The organism is Frigoribacterium sp. PhB24, assembly GCF_003755185.1.
Taxonomy (GTDB): Bacteria; Actinomycetota; Actinomycetes; order Actinomycetales; family Microbacteriaceae; genus Frigoribacterium.
Genome location: NZ_RKIC01000011.1, coordinates 196,161 through 220,729, shown reverse-complemented (window position 1 = coordinate 220,729; position 24,569 = coordinate 196,161). Strand labels below are relative to the sequence as shown.

At 71.2% G+C, this 24,569-nt stretch carries 18 protein-coding genes; 11 read left to right on the top strand and 7 right to left on the bottom strand.

Going from position 1 to position 24,569, the window contains the following annotated elements:
* Position 1 precedes the first annotated feature (1 nt).
* The gene (locus EDF50_RS08700; RefSeq protein ID WP_123519165.1) at positions 2-922 is read left to right on the top strand and encodes a type IV toxin-antitoxin system AbiEi family antitoxin domain-containing protein; all 921 of its coding nucleotides are present in this window, start codon (positions 2-4) and stop codon (positions 920-922) included.
* Between the two features lie 132 nt (positions 923-1,054).
* Here EDF50_RS08700 and rsmI read toward each other — a convergent pair whose 3' ends face one another.
* Positions 1,055-1,882: a 16S rRNA (cytidine(1402)-2'-O)-methyltransferase gene (gene rsmI, locus EDF50_RS08695; RefSeq protein ID WP_123519164.1), complete on the bottom strand. Its 828-nt coding sequence runs from the start codon at positions 1,880-1,882 to the stop codon at positions 1,055-1,057.
* A 46-nt stretch (positions 1,883-1,928) separates the two neighbouring features.
* Between rsmI and EDF50_RS08690 the strand changes: the two genes are divergently transcribed.
* The 4 genes from EDF50_RS08690 (at position 1,929) to EDF50_RS08675 (ending at position 6,570) form a co-directional block, all read left to right on the top strand.
* Positions 1,929-3,596, top strand: coding sequence for a dolichyl-phosphate-mannose--protein mannosyltransferase (locus tag EDF50_RS08690; protein WP_123519163.1), 1,668 nt, complete (start codon positions 1,929-1,931; stop codon positions 3,594-3,596).
* Positions 3,597-3,708: 112 nt separating this feature from the next.
* A complete protein-coding gene (locus EDF50_RS08685) occupies positions 3,709-5,001 on the top strand; it encodes an O-acetylhomoserine aminocarboxypropyltransferase/cysteine synthase family protein (protein ID WP_123519162.1) in 1,293 nt (430 codons plus the stop codon).
* A gap of 6 nt (positions 5,002-5,007) precedes the next feature.
* A complete protein-coding gene (locus EDF50_RS08680; RefSeq protein ID WP_123519161.1) occupies positions 5,008-5,574 on the top strand; it encodes a CoA-binding protein in 567 nt (188 codons plus the stop codon).
* 111 nt (positions 5,575-5,685) lie between these two features.
* Positions 5,686-6,570: a sulfurtransferase gene (locus EDF50_RS08675; protein ID WP_158612668.1), complete on the top strand. Its 885-nt coding sequence runs from the start codon at positions 5,686-5,688 to the stop codon at positions 6,568-6,570.
* Positions 6,571-6,634: 64 nt separating this feature from the next.
* Here the strand turns inward: EDF50_RS08675 and EDF50_RS08670 are convergent, their stop codons facing one another.
* From EDF50_RS08670 to EDF50_RS08655, 4 genes are all read right to left on the bottom strand, one after another.
* Positions 6,635-8,641: a thioredoxin domain-containing protein gene (locus EDF50_RS08670; RefSeq protein WP_123519159.1), complete on the bottom strand. Its 2,007-nt coding sequence runs from the start codon at positions 8,639-8,641 to the stop codon at positions 6,635-6,637.
* Between the two features lie 17 nt (positions 8,642-8,658).
* Positions 8,659-9,843, bottom strand: coding sequence for a bifunctional 2-methylcitrate synthase/citrate synthase (locus EDF50_RS08665; RefSeq protein ID WP_123519158.1), 1,185 nt, complete (start codon positions 9,841-9,843; stop codon positions 8,659-8,661).
* Positions 9,844-10,052: 209 nt separating this feature from the next.
* Positions 10,053-11,174 carry a cell wall-binding repeat-containing protein gene (locus EDF50_RS08660; RefSeq protein WP_123519157.1) on the bottom strand — a complete coding sequence of 374 codons (1,122 nt, stop codon included), beginning with the start codon at positions 11,172-11,174 and terminating at the stop codon, positions 10,053-10,055.
* Positions 11,175-11,301: 127 nt separating this feature from the next.
* Entirely contained in the window at positions 11,302-12,933 is a 1,632-nt protein-coding gene (locus EDF50_RS08655) for a long-chain fatty acid--CoA ligase (protein ID WP_123519156.1), read from the bottom strand.
* A gap of 239 nt (positions 12,934-13,172) precedes the next feature.
* Between EDF50_RS08655 and hrpA the strand changes: the two genes are divergently transcribed.
* From hrpA to EDF50_RS08625, 6 genes are all read left to right on the top strand, one after another.
* Complete coding sequence (hrpA, locus tag EDF50_RS08650; RefSeq protein ID WP_123519155.1) at positions 13,173-17,066, top strand: ATP-dependent RNA helicase HrpA; 3,894 nt, start codon at positions 13,173-13,175, stop codon at positions 17,064-17,066.
* A gap of 26 nt (positions 17,067-17,092) precedes the next feature.
* Positions 17,093-18,121 (top strand): LacI family DNA-binding transcriptional regulator, encoded by a 1,029-nt coding sequence (locus EDF50_RS08645; protein WP_123519154.1) that lies wholly within the window; start codon positions 17,093-17,095, stop codon positions 18,119-18,121.
* A 134-nt stretch (positions 18,122-18,255) separates the two neighbouring features.
* Positions 18,256-19,641 (top strand): extracellular solute-binding protein, encoded by a 1,386-nt coding sequence (locus EDF50_RS08640; RefSeq protein WP_123519374.1) that lies wholly within the window; start codon positions 18,256-18,258, stop codon positions 19,639-19,641.
* A gap of 112 nt (positions 19,642-19,753) precedes the next feature.
* Positions 19,754-20,728, top strand: coding sequence for a carbohydrate ABC transporter permease (locus tag EDF50_RS08635; RefSeq protein WP_123519153.1), 975 nt, complete (start codon positions 19,754-19,756; stop codon positions 20,726-20,728).
* Positions 20,725-21,636 carry a carbohydrate ABC transporter permease gene (locus EDF50_RS08630; protein WP_123519152.1) on the top strand — a complete coding sequence of 304 codons (912 nt, stop codon included), beginning with the start codon at positions 20,725-20,727 and terminating at the stop codon, positions 21,634-21,636. The genes EDF50_RS08635 and EDF50_RS08630 overlap by 4 nt, the downstream gene beginning before the upstream one ends.
* Before the next feature lie 83 nt (positions 21,637-21,719).
* Complete coding sequence (locus EDF50_RS08625; protein WP_056048936.1) at positions 21,720-23,255, top strand: alpha-N-arabinofuranosidase; 1,536 nt, start codon at positions 21,720-21,722, stop codon at positions 23,253-23,255.
* A 66-nt stretch (positions 23,256-23,321) separates the two neighbouring features.
* Here the strand turns inward: EDF50_RS08625 and EDF50_RS08620 are convergent, their stop codons facing one another.
* On the bottom strand, positions 23,322-23,726 hold the full coding sequence (locus tag EDF50_RS08620; protein ID WP_148076795.1) for a hypothetical protein: 405 nt from the start codon (positions 23,724-23,726) through the stop codon (positions 23,322-23,324).
* Between the two features lie 56 nt (positions 23,727-23,782).
* Positions 23,783-24,499: an FMN reductase gene (gene msuE, locus EDF50_RS08615; RefSeq protein WP_123519150.1), complete on the bottom strand. Its 717-nt coding sequence runs from the start codon at positions 24,497-24,499 to the stop codon at positions 23,783-23,785.
* Between the last annotated feature and the right edge of the window lie 70 nt (positions 24,500-24,569).

Sequence of the window (24,569 nt, the reverse complement as noted above, 5' to 3'; positions counted from 1 at the left end):
GATGAACCCCTTCGACGTGTCCCTCTCGACGACGGCGCAGCTCAGCCGCAGGGGTGTCGACCGCAACGCGCAGCACCGCCTGACCACCGCCGGTGTCCTGGTGCGGATCACCCCTGGCGTGTACGTCGACGCTTCGGACTGGGCTCTGCTCGACGACCGGGAACGGTTCGTCACCCGGGTGCGGGGTGTCGCCCTGAGCAGACCGACACCGCTGCTGATCAGCCATCGCACCGCGGCGGTACTCCACGGCCTGCCCCTCGTGGGTGGGCTCCCCTCCCGAGTCGACAGCCTTCGAAGCACGGTGAACGGCGGGCGGTCCGAAACGACGATCAGCGCTCACCGGACGTCGCACCTGCCGCAGGTCGGACAGGTGAACGACCTTCGAGTGACGACTGTCAGCAGGACCGTCGTCGACGTCGCCTTGTCGAGTCCGCTCGTCGTCTCGGTCCCGATGGCGGACCACGCGCTGCGCCTGGGCCAGACCACGCACCAGACCCTGCACCACGAGCTCGACGCCCGTCAGCACCACCCCGGCGCACGACGGGCGGCGGCCGCCCTGGGCCTGAGCACACCCGAGTCGCAGTCGCCCTTGGAGTCCATCACCCAGGTACGACTGCACGAAGGCGGCTGGCAGCGGCCACGGCAGCAGGTGCGCCTCCCGCTGCTGCGTGGGGGCGCCGCCCACGTCGACTGCTTCTGGGCCGACATCGACCTCGTCCTCGAGGCGGACGGCCGCTACAAGTACGGTCCGGTCACCGGGTTGCTGAGCGGGGAGGAGTTGTGGGCCGAGAAACGCCGCGAGGACGACCTGCGCGAACAGGGCTTCGACTTCAGGCGCCCCACGTGGGACCGCGTCTGGCGACGGACCGAATTCGAGGCGATGATGCGCGGCACGAGGGTGCCGCGGGCGGCCCGGGGATGAACTCGGGTCGGCGGGTTCCCGTCGGCGTGGGCGGGGCAGCGCTGACCCACCGACACCGACGGAAACCCGCCCCACCTGCGGGATGCGCTCACCATGCAGGGCAGGGGAGCGCAGAGGAAGGCGGGCGACGCCCTACGCGCGGGGCGGGCGCGCCGCGAGGGCGGCCTGATACAGGTCGCGCCTCGACAGGCCCGTGGCGGCGGCCACGTCGGCCGTCGCCTCTTTCAACCGGGTGCCGTCGGCGACGAGACCCTGCACCTGGGCGAGCCCGGCGGCCAGGTCGACGACGCGCTCGGGGGCACCCTCGACCACAATGCAGATCTCGCCGCGGACGCCCTCGGCCGCCCACGCGGCGAGCTCGGCCGCGCTGCCGCGGCGCACCTCTTCGTGCAGCTTGGTCAGCTCGCGGCAGACGACGACGCGCCGCACCGCACCGAGGGCCGTCACGAGGTCACCCAGCGAATCGGCCAGGCGGTGCGGGGACTCGAAGAACACCATCGTGCGGCGCTCGTCGGCGAGCGCCCCCAGGACGCGCAGCCGGTCGCCCTGCTTGCGGGGCAGGAAACCCTCGAAGCTGAAGCGGTCCGTGGGCAGCCCCGACACCGCGAGAGCGGTGAGCACGGCCGACGGGCCCGGGATCGCCGTGACGGTGACGCCTGCGGCCGCCGCGGCCTCGACGAGCGGGAACCCGGGGTCGCTGATGGCGGGCATGCCGGCGTCGGTGAGGACGACGACGTCGGAGGCGCGGGCCAGCTCGACGATCTCGCCCGCCTTCTCGCGCTCGTTGTGCTCGTGCAGGGCGATCAGGCGGGGCCGGTTCTCGACGCCCAGGGCCCGCATCAGGTGGATGGCCGTGCGGGTGTCCTCGGCGGCGACGACCTCGGCGTTCGACAGCGTCTCGATCAAGCGGCGGCTGGCGTCGCCGAGGTTTCCGATGGGGGTGGCGGCGAGCACGATCACCCGCCCATTGTCCCCCGGCCCGGGACCGCACAATTACGATGGCCCGATGACGACCGGGCCCGAGCGCGAATTCGACGCGCTCGTCGACACCGACACCGCGCCTCCTGCCCGGCCGACGGTGATGGACACGGCCGTCGTCCCCGCGCGCGAGGCTCTGCCGACCCGGCTCGACGCCTGGTGGGGACGGGTGCTGCGCACTCCCACCAGGAGGCGCGTCTGGGCCTGGGCCGGCCCCCTCGCGGTCACGCTGCTGGCGGCGGCGCTGCGACTGTGGCACCTGAACTCGCCCGCGACGCTCGTGTTCGACGAGACCTACTACGTCAAGGACGCCTGGTCGTTGTTCAACCTGGGCTACGAGGGGTCGTGGCCGGCCGACTTCGACCCGACCTTCGCCGCCGGTGGGGTCGACGGGTTCCTCGCCGCACCGTCGTTCGTCGCGCACCCGCCCCTCGGCAAGTGGTTGATCGGCCTCGGCATGGCGGCGGTCGGCCCCGAGAACCCGGCGAGCTGGCGGATCAGTACGGCGGTCGTGGGCATCCTCGCGGTCGCCCTTGTCGCGGTCATCGGGTCGCTGTTGCTGCGGTCGACCCTGCTCGGCACGCTGGCGGGGTTCTTCCTCGCGATCGACGGGCACGCGATCGTCATGTCGCGGGTGGCCCTGCTCGACAACTTCGTCATGTTCTTCGGCCTGGCGGCGTTCGGGGCGGTGCTGCTCGACCGCCGGCAGAGCGCCCGGCGGCTCGAGGCCTGGCGGACGAGGAGGCGCGGTGCCGGTCGCGACGTCGCCTGGGGTCCTGCCCTCTGGGCGCGTCCCTGGCTGGTGACGGCCGGGCTGATGTGCGGTCTGGCGACGGCCGTCAAGTGGAACGGCCTGTACTTCCTGGCGTTCTTCGCGGTCTACACGGTCGTGGTCGACGTGCTGGCCCGCCGCCGGGCCGGGGTCGAGTTCTGGCTCTCGGGAACGCTGTTCAAGCAGGCGCCGGTGAGCTTCCTGCTCACCGTGCCGATCGCGGGGGTCGCCTACCTCGCGAGCTGGGCCGGCTGGTTCGTGACCTCGGGCGGCTACTACCGCAGCTGGGTCGAGGACGGCGGCGCGCGGTGGACGGGCGCCCTGGCGTGGGTGCCCGACGTGGTGCAGAACTTCTGGCACTACCAGGCGGGCGTCTACGGGTTCAACGTCGGACTGCACACCCCGCACGCCTACCAGGCGAACCCGCTGACCTGGCTGCTGATGCTGCGGCCGACGAGCATGTACTACCAGGGGTTCGACGAGGGCCAGGGCGGCTGCGACGTGGCCCGGTGCGGCGAGGCCATCACCTCGATCGCCAACCCGCTGATCTGGTACGCGGCGGTCGCGGCCTGCCTCTACCTCGTCTACCGCGTGATCCGGTACCGCGAACGGCGGTACGGGGCGATCCTCGTCGGCGTCGCGGCGGCCTACCTGCCCTGGCTCGCGTTCACCGATCGCACGGTGTTCCAGTTCTACACGATCGCCTTCGAGCCCTACCTCGTACTCGGCCTCGCCGCGGCGCTCGGCATCGTCCTCGGTGGACGCACCGACGACAGGTCCCGTCGACTGAGCGGCATCGGCGTCACGACGATCGTGGTCGTGGTCGCCGTCGCGGTCACGGTCTTCTTCTACCCCCTCTGGACGGCGCAGCTCGAGGACTGGGAGTTCATCCGGTTGCACTACTGGATCCCCAGCTGGAAGTGAGCAGCCGGCCCGCGCCTCGGCGCCTCCTCCCCCGCAGGAGGCGCGGGCCGGCTCTGTTCCGCCGTGTGACGCCCCGGGTCCCCGTGTGACGCCCAGCGGCTAGCGTGGAGTCATGGCAGATCGTGAGTACGGCTTCCGCACGCGGGCGATCCACGCGGGCAACATCCCCGACGCGGCGACGGGGGCGCGGGCGCTGCCCATCTATCAGACGAGCGCCTTCGTGTTCGACGACACCGACGACGCCGCGGCACGTTTCGCCCTGCAGAAGTACGGCAACATCTACAGCCGCCTGGCCAACCCGACCACCGCCTCCTTCGAGGAACGCGTCGCCAGCCTCGAGGGCGGCCTCGGCGCCGTCGCGACGGCGAGCGGGCTGAGCGCCCAGTTCGTCACCTTCGCCTCTCTCGCGGGCGCGGGCGACCACATCGTCGCCAGCGCCAACCTGTACGGCGGGTCGATCACCCAGCTCGACGTCACCCTTCGTCGCTTCGGCGTCGAGACGACCTTCGTGCAGTCCTCCGACCCGGCGGACTACGCCGCCGCGATCCGGCCCGAGACGAAGGTGCTGTTCGTCGAGACCGTCGCCAACCCGTCCGGCGAGGTCGCCGACCTCGAGGGCCTCGCCGACGTCGCCCACGCGCACGGCCTGCCGCTGATCGTCGACTCGACCATCGCCACCCCCTACCTCAACCGGCCGATCGAGTGGGGTGCCGACGTCGTCGTGCACTCGGCCACGAAGTTCCTCGGCGGGCACGGCACCACGCTCGGCGGCGTCGTCGTCGAGTCCGGCCGGTTCGAGTGGGACGGCGAGCGGTTCCCGCTCTTCGACCAGCCCGTTCCGAGCTACGGCGGGCTGAACTGGTCCGGCAACTTCGGCGAGTACGCCTTCCTCACCCGACTGCGGGCCGAGCAGTTGCGCGACATCGGCCCGGCCCTCGCTCCCCACTCCGCCTTCCTGCTCGCCCAGGGCGTCGAGACCCTGCCGTTCCGCATGCAGGCGCACGTCGACAACGCCCGCCAGGTCGCCGAGTGGCTCGACGCCGACCCCCGCATCGAGCGCGTGCGCTGGGCCGGGCTCCCCGGGCACCCGCACCACGAGCGTGCGGCGAAGTACCTGCCGAAGGGCCCCGGATCGGTCTTCACCTTCGAGCTGAAGGGCGGCCGTCCGGCAGGCAAGACCTTCATCGAGTCGGTCGAGCTCGCGAGCCACCTCGCCAACATCGGCGACGCGAAGACGCTCGTCATCCACCCGGGCTCGACCACCCACGCCCAGCTCAGCGAGCAGCAGCTCGTCGACGCGGGCGTGCTGCCCGGCTCGGTGCGCATCAGCGTCGGCATCGAAGACCCCGACGACATCATCCACGACCTCGACCAGGCACTGGCCGCGGCGATGAAAGGCGAGTGACCCGACGTGACCGACACCGTCACCACGCAGCTGACCAACGGGCTGACCTGCGAACTGCCCGCGTCGTCGCCCCTGGCCAAGCTCCTCAGGTCGCAGCGCACGTGGGTGGGACCGTCGGCCCGCGAGCGCCAGGCCATCCTGCGGTCGGCGAAGAGCGTCGCCGTCGTCGGCGCCTCGCCGAACCCGAGCCGGTCGAGCTCGTTCGTCGGCACGTATCTGCAGCAGTCGACCGACCTCCGCGTCTACTTCGTCAACCCCCGCGCCGACACGATCCTCGGCCAGAAGGCTTACCCCGACCTGGCCTCGCTGCCCGAGGTGCCCGACGTCGTCGACGTGTTCCGCAAGGCCTCCGACATCCGGTCGGTCGTCGACGACGTGCTCGCGATCGGCGCGAAGACCATCTGGGTGCAGCTCGGCATCTACGACGAAGAAGCGGCCCGCTACGGCGAGGAGAAGGGGCTCACCGTCGTCATGGACCGCTGCATGAAGGTCGAGCACGCCCGCTTCAACGGCGGGCTGAACCTGATGGGCTTCGACACCGGTGTGATCACCGCGAAGAAGGCCGGTCGCTGAGACGACCGACGGGGGCCGTCCCGGTGTTGCGGGGCGTCTCACGGCAGTTCCTGTGACGCTTCGTTGCGGGCTCACCGGGCGATGTCACCGGACGGCGTTAGCGTGGCCCGCATGGCACCCGTCCTCACCTCACCCGTCGTCTCGGCGCAGTGGTTGGCCGATCACCTCGGCGCCGACGACCTGACGGTCGTCGACGCCACGGTGCTCGTCGACCTCGGTCTCGACGGTGACACGGGCCGCACGTCGGTCGCCTACGCCACCGGTCGTGACGGGTTCGAGCGCGACGGTCACGTGCCTGGCGCCGTCCTGGCCGACCTGCTCGTCGACTTCAGCGACCCGGGGTCCGGTCTGCCGTTCACGCGCCCCGGCGTCGAGCGCTTCCAGGCCGCGGCCGCCGCGCTGGGCGTCTCGAACGACAGCACGGTCGTCGTGTACGACACCGTCGACGGCCGCTGGGCGTCCCGCCTGTGGTGGTTGTTCCGCGCCTACGGGCACGACGCCGTGGCGGTGCTCGACGGCGGCTGGTCGCAGTGGCTCGCGCAGGGCAAGCCGTACGACCTCGGCGACGTCCTGCCGACGCCCGCACGGTTCGTCGCGACCGAACGCCCCGGCCACTGGGTCGACAAGGCATTCGTCGAGTCCGTCGTCGCGGGCGACGAACGAGCCGCCCTCGTCAGCGGTTCGCCCCCCGACGAGTTCGACGGCAGCTCGAGCCCGCTGGCCCGCGCCGGGCACATCCCGGGCAGCGTCAACGTCCCGGCCGAGACCCTGATGGCCGACGACGGCACCCTCGTCCGTGACCCCGTGCTGCGCGACCGCCTCGCCGTCGTGCCCGACGAACCGCGCACCGTCGTGTACTGCGCCTCGGGCGTCTCCGCCAGCGTCGACGCGCTCGCCCTCGCCGTCCTCGGCCGCCCCCACGTCTCGGTGTACGACGGCTCGCTCGCCGAGTGGGTGGCCGACCCGGCGGCACCGCTCGTGCCCGCCGCCGCCTGAGGCGAGCGGGCGACCTCCGTCCGGTGGGCCTTGCGAGACGTCGACGCCCGCCGCGGTCGGGCCGTCAGTCCTCGAGCAGCAGCCCGTCGAGCTCGTCGACGGTCGTGACCGGCAGCCGGCAGACGAAGTCGCGGCACAGGTACGCGGTGGGCACGCGCCCGGGGGCCGATCGACCCGCGAACAACTCGAAGCCCGCGTGCTCGAACGCGACCAGCGCCTCCTCGTTCAGCACGGCGACGACGCTGCCGGGGCGGACGAGCCCCCGCGCGCGTCGCGCCAGGCCGTCGTCTCGGCCGGCGCGATCGACCGCCGACGGCTCGACGACGACGAGTTGGGTCAGCGGGGCCTCGAGCTCGACCATCAGCCCGAAGGCGGCGCCGTACGCGAGCGGATTGTCGAGGGCCGAGCCGGCCACCCCGGCGACGAGCCGCTCGGCGGCCGACCGGTAGCGCGCCTCCCCCGTGAGCTGGTGCAGCGTGAGCGCCGCCGCCGCGACCGCGCTGTGCCCCGACGGGTACGCCCCCTCACTCGGGTCGCTCGACAGGGCCACGCCCTGCGAGACGAGCACCGGGTCGCCGCCCGAAGGAGCCGCGACGATCCTCGGGTCGGCGTCGTCGAGCAGGCAGGCGTCGACGAACGACCGGGCGGCGATCGCGTACCCGGCCTCGCCCGTCGCCAGCGACAGGGCCAGCAGGCCGGAGGCGAACAGGCCGTGGTCCTCAAGGGTCGCCACGGCGGTCGAGACGGTCGACCCCACGGAGGCGCGTAACAGTCGACCGTCGGAGGTCACGTGGCGCTCGAGCAGCAGGTCGGCCGCACCCCGCGCGGTCTCGACCCAGTCGCGGCGGTCGTGCCGCGCGCCCGCCTCGGCGAGGGCCGCGATCGCGAGGCCGTTCCAGCCGGTGAGCACCTTGTCGTCGACGGGCGGCGGGTCGAGGGCCGCCCGGCCCGCCGCGTCCCGCCGGTAGTAGCCGCCCTCGTCGCGGACGCCGTCGATCGTGCTCTCGCTGTCCTGCGCCGAGCCGAAGGCCCCGTCGGCCGTGCGCAGTCGCGAACTCAGGAAATCGGCGACCCCGGTGGCCACCCGGGCCGGATCCGAGCTGATCTCCTGAGTTGCCGACGTCGGCACGGGGCCCGGACCGGCCGCGGGGCCCGGGGTGGTGGCGGACCCCAGATCGGCAGCCGGGACCGGGTCGAGCGCCGAGAGTCGCGAGTAGGCCAGCAGCAGCTGCGCGTTGTCGTAGAGCATGCGCTCGTAGTGCGGCTCGGACCAGTCGCGTCGCACCGCGTACCGGAAGAACCCGCCCTCGACCGGGTCGCGCAGAGGCGACGCGGCCATGCGGGTGAGCGTCCGCGAGACGAGTTCGAGGGCTCCGTCGTCTCCCCCGGCACCGAGGGCGAGCAGTGCCAGCTGGGCCGGTGCGGTGGGGAACTTCGGGGCCCCGCCGAAGCCCCCGTGCTCGCGGTCCTCGTGGGCGGCGAGCCGGGCGACGGCGTGCGCGAGCTCGGGCCGCCCCGGCAGGGCGACCCCGGCACCCTGACCAGGAGGCGCGGTGCCGGTGACCGACGCGGGCGCCGCGGCCAGCGCCTCCTGCACCGCCGACGCGGTCGCGTCGACCTCGGTCCGCCTGGTCGTCCAGGCGTCGGTGACGGCGTCGAGCACCTGGCGGAACGACGGCCGACCCTGCACGGGCACCGGCGGGAAGTACGTGCCGGCGTAGAACGGCCGCCCCTCGGGCGTGACGAAGACGGTCAAGGGCCAGCCGAGCCCCTCGGTGAAGGCCGAGGCGGCGGCCAGGTAGCTGGAGTCGACGTCGGGATGCTCCTCGCGGTCGACCTTGACCGACACGAACCCGGCCGTGAGCTGTGCCGCGACCTCGGGGTCGGAGAAGCTCTCCCGGGCCATGACGTGGCACCAGTGGCAGGTCGAGTAGCCGATCGAGACCATCACGGGCACGTCCCGCTCGACCGCCTCGGCGAACGGCCCCGGACCCCAGGCCCGCCACTCGACGGGGTTGTCGGCGTGTGACCTGAGATAGGGGCTGACGGCGTCTCGCAGCTGGTTCGGCATGCGGGCCACGGTAGGCGTCAGCGCGCGGGGACGTCCCTCAGGGGCGCACCGTCGTACTCGCTCAACGGGCGGATCAACGAGTTGGCCTCGCGCTGCTCGATGACGTGGGCGCTCCAGCCGAGCACCCTCGACGCGACGAACAGCGGCGTGAAGACCGGCGTCTCGAAGCCCATCAGGTGGTACGCCAGCCCGGACGGGTAGTCGACGTTGGGCTTCAGTCCTTTGCGTTCGAACACCGTCGCGGCCACGACGTCGTAGGTCTCCTTGAGCCCGTCGACGCGGTCGTCGCCCTGCTCGCGGGCCCGGTCGACGAGGCGGCCGAGGGCGTCCTCCATCGTGGGCACCCGGCTGTCGCCGTTCTTGTAGACCCGGTGGCCGAAGCCCATGATCTTCTCCTTGCGGGCGAACGCGTCGTCGAGCCAGGCCACGGCCCCCTCGGCCGGGCCGACGCGGTCGAGCAGCTCGAGCGCGGCCTCGTTGGCGCCGCCGTGCAGCGGGCCCTTGAGGGCGCCGATCGCCCCGACGATCGACGAGTGCAGGTCGGACAACGTCGAGGCGATCACACGCGCCGTGAAGGTCGAGGCGTTGAAGGAGTGCTCGGCGTAGAGGGTCATCGAGGTGTCGAACGCGTCGACGTCGAGCGCGTCGGGCTCGCGGTCGAACACCTGGTGCAGGAAGTCGGCGCTGTAGTCGAGGTCGTCGCGCGGCGGCACCGGCGGCAGGTCGTGGCGACGCCGTTGGTCGTACGCGATCACGGCGGGCAGCACGGCGAACAGGTGCGTGGCGAGTCGACGCGTGTCGTCGACGTCGTAGGCGCCCGCGCCCGTGGTCGGCTCGGGCCGGGCCGCGCCGATCGCGCTCACCGCGGTGCGGACGACGTCCATCGGGTGGGCCGAGGTCGGGATCAGGTCGATGAGGTGCTGCAGCCCGGGGGCGAGCGAGCGGTGCGCCCGCAGTTCGGCGTCGAAGTCGCGCCGCTCGGCGGCGGTCGGCAACTCGCCGTGCAACAGCAGCCAGGCGACGTCCTCGACGTCCCGCTCGGCGGCGAGCTGCTGGACCGGGTAGCCGCGGTAGAGCAGCGAATTGCTGGCCGCGTCGACCTTCGAGACCGCCGTCCGGTCGACCGTGACGCCGGCCAGGCCCTTGTGGATCTCGGGGCCGTCGGAGGCGGCCGGGGCGGGTGCGGTGATGGTGTCGCTCATGTCACTCCTTCGTGATGAGGCGGGCCCGCCGGGGCGAGCCGGTCGTGCGGGGCCGGGGCCCGCGACACGATCGTCGAGGCTCCACTCTAGGTGGCGACGGCCCCGCGGCGGGAGGGCCTCGACGACGGACCGCCACCGTGCCCGCCGTGCCCGGGAGGGGCGCGGCGGGCACGATGGCGGTCATCGTGCGACGTCGGCGTCGGAACGCGTCAGCGGCGTGCCGGCTCGGAGCAGTAGTTGAGCGTCGCGGCGTTCTCGGAGACGGCGGCCGGTCCACCGATGGTGACGACCCGCTCGGACGCCAGGCCCGAGATGAGGTCGGCGGCGAAGAAGTTCGTGCACCCGGGCGGCGTGAGCAGCACCGGCGACTTCTCGGCTCCGGCCACGGCCGCGATGGACAGGGCGTCCGGGAAGTTCTGGCCGGACGCCAGGTAGACGGTGCCCGAGTCGTCGGTGCGAGGGGTGTCACCCGTGGCATCGCTGAAGGCGAAGAACGACACGAAGGCCGAGGTCTCGTAGCGGTCCTCGCCGGCGAGCAGCGCGACCTGGTCCGGGAACTGCGCGTCGAGGTCGCGGAGGATGCCGTCCGAGACGGCGGCGGGGCCACCGACGACGGCGACGGTCTCGACGCCGAGGGAGTCGAGCAGCGTCGACGTGGCGTCGTCGACCCCGGAGGCCAGGCCCGGGACGAGCACGACCGCGTCCGGCGCACCGGTCGAGTCGGTGCTGCCGGCACCGGCGGCGGCGCTGGCGCTGATGGCGTCCGGGAAGTTCTGGCCCGAGGTGACGAAGGCACGGTAGACGCCGGTGTCGGCGAAGAAGGCGTCGACGACGGCCCGTGAGGTCGCGTAGCGGTCGGCGCCCTGGACGCGCTCGACGGTCGCACCGGTGATGCGGCCGATCTCAGAGGCGACGGCGGGCGACACGGCGTTGACACCGCCGACGACGACGACGTTCCGCGGCTTGAGGGCGACGAGGCGCTTGGCGACCGACGACGGCAGCGCGGTCGGAGCCGTCAGGAGGAGGGGAGCCTTGATCTTCGCGGCGGCCGGAGCGGCGCTCAGGGCGTCGGGGAACTGCACCCCGTTGGCGATGATGACCGTGCCGGAACCGCCCGGGTAGGCCCGGCCCGCGATGTCGGCGGACGTCGCGAAGCGATCGGACCCCTGGTAGCGGTCGAGGACCGGAGCGGAGGCGACCGCGGCGGCGGCGCCGTCGAACGACCCGGTGGCGGGTTCGGCGGTCGCGGCCGTGACGCCGGCCAGGCTGAGGGCGACGATGCCGCCGACGGCGGCGGTCACGCCGAGGGCTCGGGCGATGTGAGGGTTCACGGGGGTCCTGTCGGATCGGGCTGAGGTTCTGCTGTGAGGCTAGGAGTCCGATCCCGCCTCTGGCAGCCCCCGTCCGGGCAGCCCCCGTCCTGGTGATCCCCGTCCGGGGGGCGTCCCCGGACCTCGCTCAGCGGGCCGTCGCGGCCGCCTCGTCGGCGCCGGTGGTGACCGCCGAGAAGCGGTCGACGAGCTCGCGCTTGAGCACCTTGCCGCTGGGGCCGAGCGGCAGGACGTCGAGGACGTGCACGACGCGGGGGAACTTGTAGGCCGCTATCTCGTCGGCGACGAACGCGACCAGCTCGTCGGGCGTCGCCGTCGCCCCGTCACGGAGGACGACGGCCGCCTCGATCTCTTGCCCGTGCAGCTCGTGCGGCACGCCGAAGACGGCGGCCATCGTGACGTCGGGGTGCTGCGCGAGCACCTCCTCGACCTGGCGTGGGTACACGTTGTAGCCGTTGCGGATGATCATGTCCTTCGTGCGGTCGACGATGGTGAGGTAGCCGTCGTCGTCCTTCGTGCCGAGGTCGCCGGTGCGGAACCAGCCGTCGACGATCGCCGCGGCCGTGTCGTCGGGGCGGTCGAGATAGCCGTTCATCAGGTTGTGGCCCCGGATCACGAGCTCGCCGATCTCGCCGTGCGGCAGCAACACGATCGAGTCCGCGACGTGCTGGTCGGCGATCTCGACGTCGACACCCCAGATCGGCGTGCCGATGGTGCCGGGTCGGGGTGGCACGCCCACGTGGTTGAAGGTCGCGACGGGCGAGGTCTCGGTCAGCCCGTAGCCCTCGTGGATCGGGGCGTGGTAGACCTGCTGGAACTTCTCGAGCACCGCGAGGGGCAGCGACGCCCCGCCCGAGACGGCGTAGCGCAGCGGCGGACGCGCCTCGCTGCGGGTGGCGGCGGCGATGAGGGCCATGTACATCGTGGGCACGCCCATGAACACCTCGCAGCCGTGCTCGACCATGGCGGCGAGCGCGGCGTCGCCGTCGAACTTCGGCAGCATGACGATGGTCGCGCCGACCCGGAACCCGGTGTTCATCGTGCAGGTCTGCCCGAAGGTGTGGAACAGCGGCAGCGCGCCGAGCAGCACGTCGCCCCGGTGCATGTCGAACGTCGTCATCAGGTTGGTGTTGACCTGTTCGATGAGCGCGAGGTGGGACCCTTCGGCACCCTTCGGCTGGCCCGTGGTGCCGCTCGTGTAGAGGATCGTGGCGGTGTCGAACGGGTCGCGGGGCACGTAGGTGTCGAGCGGCTCGGCGTCCGCGGAGAGGTCTTCGAGGCGGTCGGGCGAGGCGGCGGCGTCTGGCGCCGCGCCGTCGGGCGCGTCGCCGGCAGGAGGCGCGAGCACGGTGAGGACGTCGACCCCGGCCAGCTGCGCTCCCGCGCCTCCTTCGCCGAGCAGCGGCGCGGCGCAGACGAGCAGACGGGAGCCGCTGTCGCGCAGCACGTATTCGATCTCGTGCCGCTTGAGGAGGGCGTGCACCGGCACGGCGACCGCCCCGAGGGCGAGCGTGGCGTAGTAGACGCGGGGGAAGTCGGCGACGTTCGGTACGAGCATGGCGACCCGGTCGCCGGGGCCGACGCCGCGGGCGCGGAGGGCACCGGCGTAGGCCAGGGTCTGTCGCCAGAGTTCGGCGTACGTGGTCGAGGTCGGCCCGACGATCACCGCGACGTCGTCGGGGTACCGCGCGGCCGACTCGGCCAGGATGGCCGCGACCGACGCGGTGGCGTGCCCTCGGGGGCTGGGTGCTGATGACATCGTGTCTTCTCCGTCTCCGTCGACGTGCAGTCTGCCGCGATCCTACGACGCGACACCCGGCAGAGCTGGTCGCGTGTGCGAGGCGAGAGGCGTGTCGGCATGAGGCGACGATGACGCCTGACCGACCCGTGTCTCCGTGTCCCCCGGCAAGCCTGTGCACCACGGCCGGAGGGACCTCACCGGGGGCGACACGACGTGCGCGCACCGCCCCGGGCCGGGCGGCTTACGATGGAGGGCTCATGATCCCCACCATCACGTATCCCGCCGAGCTGCCGGTCAGCCAGAGGCGCGACGACATCGCCGCGGCGATCCGTGACAACCAGGTCGTCATCGTCGCGGGCGCCACGGGCTCGGGCAAGACCACCCAGCTGCCGAAGATCTGCCTCGAGCTCGGACGCACCAAGATCGGGCACACCCAACCCCGACGCATCGCGGCCCGCACGATCAGCGAACGCATCGCCGAAGAGCTCGGGGACGAGGTCGGCGGTGTGGTCGGCTACCAGGTGCGGTTCACCGACAAGGTGGGTGCCGACACGCAGATCAAGTTGATGACCGACGGCATCCTGCTCAACGAGATCCACTTCGACCGTGAGCTCGAGCGCTACGACACGATCATCATCGACGAGGCCCACGAGCGCAGCCTCACCATCGATTTCCTGCTCGGCTACCTCAAGCAACTGCTGCCGCGCCGCCCCGACCTCAAGCTGATCATCACCAGCGCCACGATCGACCCCGAGTCGTTCTCGAAGCACTTCGGCGACGCCCCCATCGTCGAGGTCTCCGGCCGCACCTACCCGGTCGAGGTGCGTTACCGGCCGCTCGTCGCCGACGACTCCACGAGCGACGACGACGGCGACCTCGACGACGACGACCGCCCCGCGGGTCGACAGGGCGACCGGCAGGAGGCGCGGGGCGGCGACCGCAGGCAGCGCGCCGACGACAAGGACTACCTCCAGGGCATCAACGAGGCCCTGGACGAGCTCGCGCGCGAGTCGAGCGGCGACGTCCTCGTCTTCCTCAGCGGCGAGAACGAGATCCGCGACGCGGAAGAGAGCATCCGTGGCCGCAACCTGCCGCACACCGAGGTGTTGCCGCTCTACGGACGGCTGAGCGCGGCCGACCAGCACCGGGTCTTCCAGCCCAGCACGACCGCCGGCACGCGGAGGCGCATCGTCCTCGCGACCAACGTCGCCGAGACCAGCCTGACCGTGCCCGGCATCAAGTACGTGATCGACGCCGGCACCGCGCGCATCAGCCGCTACTCGACCCGGGCCAAGGTGCAGCGTCTGCCGATCGAGGCCATCTCGCAGGCGAGCGCCAACCAGCGGTCCGGTCGCTCGGGTCGGACGAGCAGCGGCATCGCGATCCGCCTCTACAGCGAGACCGACTTCGAGAAACGTCCCGAGTTCACCGAGCCCGAGATCCTGCGGACCAACCTCGCTGCGGTCATCCTGCAGATGATCTCGCTGAACCTCGGCGACATCGCCGCCTTCCCCTTCCTCCAGCCGCCCGACTCCCGCGGCATCAAGGACGGCCTCGACCTGCTCCGCGAGCTCGGCGCCGTCACCCAGGGCGGCCAGATCACGCGCGTCGGCAAGCAGCTCACGCGACTGCCGATCGATCCGCGCCTCGCCCGCATGGTCGTCGAGTCGAAGACGCAGGGCACGACGCGCGAGGTGCTCGCCATCGTGTCGGCGCTGAGCATCCAGGACCCCCGTGAGCGCCCCCTCGAGCGACGCGCGCAGGCCGACGAGAAGCACTCGCGTTTCCGCGACCCCAAGGGTGACTTCCTCACCCTGCTCAACCTGTTCGAGTACCTCGAGGACAAGCAGAAGGAGCTCAGCGGCAACGCCTTCAAACGCCTGTGCCGTGACGAGTTCCTCAACTACCTGCGCATCCGCGAGTGGCAGGACGTCTACCGCCAGCTCAGCCGCGCGGCCAGGCCGCTCGGCCTGCACATCGGCGAACGCAGCGCGAACCCCGACGGCGTGCACCGCAGCCTGCTGGCCGGCCTGCTCAGCCAGATCGGCCTGTTCGACCCGCAGAAGAAGGACTTCGTCGGCGCCCGCCAGACGAGGTTCCTGATCTTCCCGGGCAGCAGCCTCGCGAAGAAGCCGCCGGCGGCCGTGATGACCGCCGAACTCGTCGAGACCAGCCGCCTGTTCGCCCGGGTGGCCGGCTCGATCGACCCGGCCTGGGCCGAGCCGCTCGCGCCCGACCTGGTGAAGCGCAGCTACGGCGAGCCGCACTGGGAGAAGAAGCAGGGCGCCGTCGTCGCGTACGAGCGCGTCACGCTCTACGGCGTGCCGATCGTCGAGCGACGGCGCATCCAGTTCTCGCGCATCGACCCCGCCTACGCCCGCGAGCTGTTCATCCGGCACGCGCTCGTCGAGGGCGACTGGGAGTCGCACCAGGCCTTCGAGCAGAAGAACCGGCAGCTGATCCGTGAGCTGACCGAGGTCGAGGAGCGCAGGCGCCGTCGCGACATCCTGGTCGACGGCGACGCCGCGTTCGAGTTCTTCCAACGGCGCATCCCGGCCGACGTCGCCAGCATGCGCGACTTCGAGGGGTGGTGGCGCAAGGCGAAGGTCGACACGCCCGACCTGCTCACCATGACCGCCGCCGACCTGCTCGGGGACGACGAACCCGACGTCGACGAACAGGGCTTCCCGAGCACGTGGCAGCAGGGCGACCAGACGTTGACCCTGCGCTACAAGTTCGAGCCGGGCGCCGACGACGACGGCGTGACCGTGATCGTCCCCCTGCCGCTGTTGCCGCGCCTCCGTCCGGTCGGGTTCGACTGGCAGGTGCCGGGGTTGCGCGACGAACTGGTCACGTCGCTGATCAAATCGTTGCCGAAGCAGATCCGCAAGAACGTGGTGCCCGCCGCCGACTGGGCGTCGAAGATCACCGACGAGCTGCCCGACGCACCGCCCGTCGACGTCGACGAGCCGTTCACGGCGACCGTGGCCGCGGCCATCAAGAAGCTCACCTACGCGCCCGTCTCGACCGACGACTTCGACCTGCACCGTGTTCCCGCGCACCTGCGGGTCACGTACGCGGTGGTCGACGAACGGGGCCGCACGGTCGGCGCCGACAAAGACCTGGACGCCCTGCAGCACCGCCTCCGCGACGCGACGCGGGACAGCGTCGCCCGCGTCACGCAGGGCGGCGGACGCGACGAGCGCGGCCGTGGCCGGGGTCGCGGACGAGGAGGCGCGGGTGGCGACACCACGCCCGTCGCGCCTCGCCCCACGAGCTCGATCGAGCGCGAGGGCCTGACGTCGTGGGACTTCGACGAGCTCCCCGCCGTCGTCGACACGCGCCACGGTGACACGGTGATCCGCGCCTACCCGGCGTTGGTCGACCACGGCGACTCGGTGTCGATCACCCTGATGGCCACGCCGGCCGACCAGGCCCTCGCGACGCCGAAGGGCGTGCGGCGCCTGCTGATGCTGGCGACCCCGTCGCCCGTGGCCTACGTGCAGCAGCACCTGACGAGCGCCGAGAAGCTGATCCTCGCGACCAGTCCGTACCAGAACACGTCGGCGCTCTTCGCGGACTGCCTCGTGGCGGTCGTCGACGACGTGCTGTTCCGCGTGAAGCCCGACGGCATGGTGATGACCAAGAAGGAGTTCCTCTCGACCCGTGACCGGGTCTCGGGGGCCGTGATGGACCAGATGTTCCAGACGGTGTCGCTCGTCGCCCGCACCCTCACCGCGGCCCGCGACGCCGACAAGGCACTCAAGGGCGCGACCTCGATGACCCTGCTCGCGGCGTTGACCGACATGCGGCAGCAACGCGACCGGCTGATCCGTCCGGGCTTCGTGTCGCAGACAGGGCTCCAGCAGCTGCAACGCGTGCCGGTGTACCTCGTCGGCATCACGAAGCGCACGGCGAAACTGCTCGAGAACCCCGGGCGCGACCGCGTCTGGCTGAGCGAGGTGCAGCAGGCGACCGAGCGGTACGAGGCCGCGGGCGGGACGTTCCCGCCGACCGACACCGCGCCTCCTTCGCTCGTCCGCGCCCGCTGGATGCTCGAGGAGTTCCGGCTCAGCCTGTTCGCGCAAGACCTGCGACCGAGCGAGAGCGTATCGCTGCAGCGCATCGTCAAGGTGCTCGCCTCCGCCTGAACGCCGGCCACCACTAGCCTGAACGCATGCGCGCGACCGTGAAGGACGTGGCGGCACTCGCCAGGGTGTCGCCCAAGACCGTCTCGAACGTGATCAACGGCGTCGTGTTCGTGCGGCCCGACACCCGGCACCGGGTCGAGAACGCGCTCGCCGAGCTCGACTACGTGCCGAACCTCAGTGCGCGCGGTCTGCGCACCGGGCGCACCGGGTCGATCGCGTTGGCCTTCCCCGACCTGAGCACCCCGTACAGCGCCGAGATGACGCACTGGTTCGTCGAGCAGGCTCACGAGCGCGGTTGGTCGATCCAGCTCGAGCAGACCGGTTCACGGCCGGAGCGCGAGGGCGAACTGCTCTCGCGGGGCAAGGAGCACCTCGTCGACGGCCTGGTGCTCAACCCGATCACGCTCGACGCCAGCGCCCTGTCGTCCGCCGGCACCGGGGCGGCCGCCGACTCGCTGCCGCCCGTCGTCGTGATCGGTGAGGTCGAACAGACCCTCGTCGACCAGGTACGGGTCGACAGCGTCGCCGCCGCCCGTGACATGACGGCCCACCTCATCGCCGCAGGGCACAGCCGCATCGCGACCCTCGGCGACTCGGCCGGCGAGTTCGACACGGCCACGGCCCGCGCCCGCACCCGCGGCTTCGAGCAGGCCATGGCCGAGGCCGGCCTGCCCCTCGACCGCGCCCTGCAGTACTCGTGCCCCGAATGGACCTCGGCCGACGCCTTCTCGGTCGTCCGGGCAGCCGTCGATCGGGGCGACCGGCCCGACGCGATCTTCTGCTTCACCGACTCCCTCGCCATCGGAGCCGTCAGCGCCCTGACGTCGGCCGGCCTCCGGGTGCCCGGCGACGTCGCCGTCGCCGGCTTCGACGACATCGTCGACGGCAGGTTCTCCGTGCCGCCGCTGACGACCGTCACCTTCGACAAGCGCCTGTTCGTCGACCGCACCCTCGAGCTGCTCGCGGCCCGCATCGCCGACCGGCACGGTGCCGCCGAGCTCGTCCTGATCCCCCACGAGATCGTCGTCCGAGCCAGCAGCGGCTCCCGCGGCTGACACCACGAGACGGGCACGACGCCACGGGAGAGCCTGGCGCCGTGCCCGTGTCCTGACGGTGTGCCGTATGCCCCTTGCGCATCCGTTACAACGATGGAATAGTCGCTCTCGTCACGCATCACAAAGGAGTGAAGATGACCGAGAACGATCGCACGACCCCGGCACCACGATCGGGCACCACCCGGAGCACCATCACCCCCCGAGGCCTCAGCCGCCGCAGCATGTTGCTCGGCTCGGCGGCGCTCGTCGGCGGGGCGTTCGTCGCCACGGGCCTCTCGGGCTGCGCCCCCGGCGCCGTCACCGGCTCGGGCACGGACGTCGCGCAGCTGAAGTTCTGGCACCTGCTGAGCGGCGGCGACGGCATCAAGATGTCGGCGCTGATCGACCAGGCCAACGAGCAGAACCCCGAGTTCCACGCGACGCAGACCGTCCTCGCCTGGGGCACGCCGTACTACACGAAGCTCGCGATGGCCTCGGCCGGCGGCCGCGCCCCCGACGTCGCGATCATGCACGCGTCCCGCGTGCCCGGCTACGCTCCCGGCGGCCTGCTCGACCCGTGGGACGTCGAGAAGCTCGCGTCGTACGGCGTCCGCGAGCAGGACTTCGCCGAGGCGGTCTGGCAGAAGGGTTTCAGCGGCGACGACCTCTACTCGGTCGCTCTCGACTCGCACCCGTTCATCCTGTTGTACAACACCGACGTCGCCGCCCAGGCGGGTGCCCTCGGCCCCGACGGCAAGCTCGTCGAGATCACCAGCCCCGAGCAGTTCCTCGAGGTCGCGAACGCCATGCAGCAGGTCACCGGCAAGCACGGCGCCTCGTGGGGCTACCTCAACGACGGCGCCCAGCTCTGGCGCATGTTCTACACCTTCTACAAGCAGCAAGGCGCCGACATGGTGCTGAAAGAGGGCGGCACGGTCGAGTACGACGAGCAGGCCGCCGTCACCGCGCTCGAGTTCATGCAACAGCTCACCGACGGCACGGCGATGGCCACGGCGAGCGACATCCAGTCGGGCATCGCCGAGTTCGTCAGCGGCGAGAGCGGCATGCTCTTCACCGGCGTGTGGGAGGTCCCGAGCGCCGAGAACGCGGGCATCCCGTTCGACGGCAGCATCATCCCGACGCTGTTCGGCACGCCGGCCGTCTACGCCGACTCGCACGCGTTCGTGCTGCCCCGGCAGAGCGAGGTCGACGTCGTCGCGCGCGAGGACGTCTACAAGATGGTCTCGACCATCCTCAAGGACTCCATCTCGTGGGCGGCCGCCGGCCACATCCCCGCCTACCTGCCGATCGTCGAGAGCCCCGAGTACGCCGAACTCCGCCCGCAGGCGAACTACGCCGAGGCGGCCGACTACCTCAACTACGATCCGCCCGCCTGGTTCACCGGCTCGGGCTCGGACTTCCAGACGTACTTCCTCGACTCGATCCAGTCGGTGATCCTCGCCAAGGACGACGCGGCCGACGGCATGCGGCGGTTCGTCGCGCGCGTGAACACCCAGCTGTCGCGCCCGGCCCCGGTGTGACGGCCATGGGACGCCCCCGCGCCTCCGGCCGACCCCGCCACCCCGCACGCCCGACACCTCTCTCCTCCCCCTCCGCACGACCCGACCATCACGACGACGAAGGAGTCGATCTGTGACCTCCACCACGGTCAAGGCCCCCCGGGCCACCGCCGACCGCGCGCGGTCCGACGCCCGCGCGACGGACGGCAGCCGCGCCTCCCGCAAGCGGACCGGCCCGTCCGACAACCGCATCGGTTGGGGCTTCGCCGCCCCGTTCACCGCGCTCTTCGCGGTGTTCCTGGTCTGGCCGCTGCTGCACGGCTTCTACCTCAGCTTCACCGGCCAGAGCCTCACCGGCCAGGGCGGCGAGCTGATCGGTGTCGCGAACTACGCCGAGGCCTTCGCCGACGGCGACATGTGGCGTTCGATGCTCAACACCCTGTGGTTCACGGTGCTCAGCACGATCCCGCTCGTCGTCGTCGCCCTCGTGCTCGCCATCCTCGTCAACACCGGGCTGCCGGGTCAGTGGCTCTGGCGGCTGAGCTTCTTCCTGCCGTACCTGCTCGCCTCGACGGTCGTCTCGCTGTTCTGGATCCAGCTGTACAGCCCGACCCTCGGCCCGATCAACAACGTCCTCGGCTCGCTCGGGTTGCCACAGCCCGCCTGGCTGCAGGACCCCGACACCGCCATGATCGCCGTGGTCGCGACCACCGTCTGGTGGACGGTCGGCTTCAACTTCCTGTTGTACCTCGCCGCACTGCAGAACATCCCCGACCAGCAGTACGAGGCCGCGTCGCTCGACGGCGCCGGGCGCTGGCGCTCGCTGCTGTCGATCACCATCCCGCAACTCGGGCCGACCACCGGCCTGATCGTCATCTTGCAGGTGCTCGCGTCGCTCAAGGTCTTCGACCAGATCTACCAGATGACCACCGGAGGCCCGGCGGGCAGCACACGCTCGGCCGTGCAGTACATCTTCGACACCGGGTTCACCGGCTACCGATTCGGCTACTCGTCGGCCATCTCGTACATCTTCTTCGCGGTCATCGTCGTGATCTCGATCGCCCAGTTCAGCATCACGGCCCGCAACCGCAAGGGAGCCCAGAAATGACCGCCCCCGCCATCGCCCCCACATCCGACCTGCGCGCACCCACCGCCGCCCGTGGCCGGAAGGGCCACAAGCCCGGCCAGAAGCCGTTCGGCCCGATGGCCGTCCTCAGCGTGGCCATCCTGGTCGTGCTCGCCGCCCTCTGGCTCGTGCCGTTCCTCTGGTCGCTCGCGACCTCGTTCAAGAGCGAGGCCGACGCCGCGGCGACACCGCAGACCTGGATCCCCGCCGGCGGCTTCACCCTCGACGCCTACCGCGGGGTGCTCGAGCAGGGCAACATCCCGGTCTGGCTGTTCAACAGCCTGTTCACGTCGGTCGTCATCACGCTGATCGTCGTGGCGACCTCGGCCCTCGTCGCCTACGCCTTCTCACGCCTGGACTTCCGCGGCAAGAAGTGGCTGTACGTGGCGACGATCGCGTCGATCATCATCCCGCCGCAGGTGTTGATCGTGCCGTTGTTCTACCAGATGCTCGCGTTCGACATGGTCGACACGTACTGGGGCATCATCCTGCCGCAGGCGATCGCACCGGCCATGGTGTTCGTGTTGAAGAAGTTCTTCGACCAGGTGCCGATCGAGCTCGAGGACGCCGCCCGCGTCGACGGAGCCGGACGCATCCGGGTGTTCTTCACCATCCTGCTGCCGCTGTCGCGTCCCATCCTCGGTGCGGTGTCGATCTTCGTGTTCATCGGAGCATGGAACAACTTCCTCTGGCCCTTCATCGTGACGAACGACGCGTCGTTGCTGACGCTGCCGGTCGGCCTGCAGACCATCGAGAGCGCCTACGGCATCCAGTACGCGCAGAACATGGCCGCCGCCGTCCTCGCGGCCCTGCCGCTGATCCTCGTGTTCCTGTTCTTCCAGCGGCAGATCATCAAGGGCATCTCGACCACCGGTTTCGGGGGGCAGTGACCCGATCCGACCGCCCTGCCGCACCGCGCCTCCTCGTCCCCGTTCCGACCACACGCACGCCGTTCCCCTCAGCTAGGAGATCCATGTCCACCGCCCGCATCACCGTCGACCGCGAGTTCACCATCGGCCCGGTCCCTCGCCGCCTGTTCGGCTCGTTCGTCGAGCACATGGGCCGCTGCGTCTACACCGGCATCTACGAGCCCGGTCACCCCACCGCCGACGAGAACGGCTTCCGCCAGGACGTCCTCGACCTGACCAAGGAGCTCGGCGCGACCGTCATCCGCTACCCCGGCGGCAACTTCGTCTCCGGGTACAACTGGGAGGACGGCGTCGGCCCGGTCGACCAGCGCCCGCGTCGCCTCGACGGCGCCTGGCACACCGTCGAGACCAACGCCTTCGGCCTGCACGAGTTCGTCGCCTGGTCGAAGCTCGCCGGCACCGAGGTCATGGAGGCCGTCAACCTCGGCACCCGCGGCGTCGACGCCGCCCGTGAGCTGGTCGAGTACGCCAACCACCCCGGCGGCACCGCGCTCAGCGACCGCCGCATCGCCAACGGGGCGAAGGACCCGTTCGACATCAAGCTCTGGTGCCTCGGCAACGAGCTCGACGGTCCGTGGCAGATCGGCCACAAGACCGCCACCGAGTACGGACGCCTCGCACAAGAGGCCGCGAAGGCCATGAAGTTCGTCGACGACTCGATCGAGCTCGTCGCGGTCGGCAGCTCGGGCCGCGGCATGCCGACCTTCGGCACCTGGGAGCACGAGGTGCTCACGCACGCCTACGACGAGGTCGACTACGTGTCGATGCACGCCTACTACCAGGAGCACGACGGCGACGCGAAGAGCTTCCTCGCGACGGCCGTCGACATGGACGCGTTCATCGAGGAGGTCGTCTCGACGATCGACGGCGTCAAGGCCGCCGGCAAGCACACGAAGCAGGTCGACATCTCGTTCGACGAGTGGAACGTCTGGTACCAGACCGGCCTCGACAGCGACGACCAGCCGCACAACGTGTCGAAGGGCTGGCGCGAGCACCCACGCCTGATCGAGGACCAGTACAACGTCACCGACGCGGTCGTGGTCGGCACGTTCCTCAACTCGCTGCTGCGCCACGGCGACCGGGTCAAGATCGCCAACCAGGCACAGCTCGTCAACGTCATCGCACCGATCCGCAGCGAGGCCGGCGGGCCCGCCTGGCGTCAGTCGATCTTCTGGCCGTTCGCCCGCATGGCGGCGCTCGCGACCGGACAGATCCTGCGCACTCTCGTCACGAGCGACAAGGTCGACACCGAGAAGTACGGCGACGCCGACCTGGTCGACGTCAGCGCCACCTACGACGAGGAGGCCGGCACGGTCGCGTTCTTCCTCGCCAACCGTGGTCTCGACGAGGCCGCCGACGTCGAGGTCGCCCTGCGCGGCTTCAGCGGAGGACGCGTCACCCGCGCCGAGGTGCTGGCCGTGCCCGAGGGCGGCGACCGGTTCTCGTCCAACACCGAGAACGCGCAGGACACGGTGGGACTCGTCCCGCTGACCGGCGTCACGGTCGACGGAGGCACCGCGCGCCTGCGCCTACCCGCCCTGTCGTGGGCCGTCGTCGAACTCGAGGTCGGCAAGGCCTGACCCACGGGCGACCTTCGGGAGGCGCGGTGCCGGTGTCGACCGGTACCGCGCCTCCTGCGTGCGGGCTCAGCGCCGGGGCTTGAAGAGACGAGCGATGCTGTCGCGCACCGACTCCTCGATGGTGTCGGTGAAGCTGTTCGAGAAGCCCAGGGCGTCGTTCGGAGCCGACGAGGCGGTCATCGACTCGACGACCCGCTGGCCGTGGTGGGCGCGCGCCTCACGCACCGAGTCGAAGCCGAGGCCGAGGTCGGCGGCGGCCCGGGCGAGCAACGCCTCGCGGTCGTCGTCGGTGGTGGTCAGCGCCTCGGCGAGCGCGCGCACCGACGGGTCGTCGACGCCGTCGGCCACCCACCGGGCGGCTCGTCCCGGCAGCACCCCGGACGGCAACAGGCCGAGCCGACGCTGAGCCTCGCTGTCGCGGATGCCGGCGTGCGCGACGGACGGGTCACGGTGCGTCGGGTCGAGAGTCACGACGACCACGATACCCGTGGGCATCCTGAGCGGCTGCCCCGCCTTCGGGTCGCGCCTCAGCTGAACAGTCGCGTCGGGGTCGAGACGTCGAGCCCGCTCGCGCGCAGGTCGCCCATCGACAGGTGGTCGTCCGCTCCCCCGTCGTCCAGGCTCCGCTCGATGCGCTCCTTCTCGGCGATGCTCGACCGGATCAGGGGCAGGCCGCGCTGGATCGCGTGGCGGATGCGCTCCTGCAGCAGGGGCGCCGTGACCGCGTACTTCTCCGCGCCTCCGGTCGCCGTGAAGTCGGTCGTGTGCGCGTACACGCCGAGCGGCAGCGTCAGGGCCTGGAAGAACCCGAACAGCGGTCGCAGCGAGTGCTCGATGATCAGCGCGTGCCGTTCGCTGCCACCCGTCGCGGCGAGCAGCACGGGCACGTCGACGAGCGCGTACTGCTCGACGAAGTCGAACAGGTGCTTGAAGAGCCCGGTGAAGGAGGCGCGGTACACGGGCGAGGCGGCGATCAGCAGGTCGGCGGTCTCGATCGCGACCAGTTCGCGCTCGACCCGCTCGTCGAGCTGGTCCCGGGTGAGCGCGCCGGCGAGGAGCGGGCCGAGTTCGCTGACCCGGATGACGTGCGCCTCGACGGGCAGGACGTCGCCCAGCGCCGTCACGATCTCGTGCACGAGGGCATCGGTCTTGGACGGCGTGCTGAGGGTGCCCGACACGGCGACGACCCGCAGGGGCCGGACCGGTCGCGCGGTCGAGGAGGTCGGAGGCAGCGAAGAAGTCATCCCGTCCATGCTGCGCCCGAGACGGACGTAACACGGGGTGTGTGACGCACCGTGACGTGCGACAGTGCTC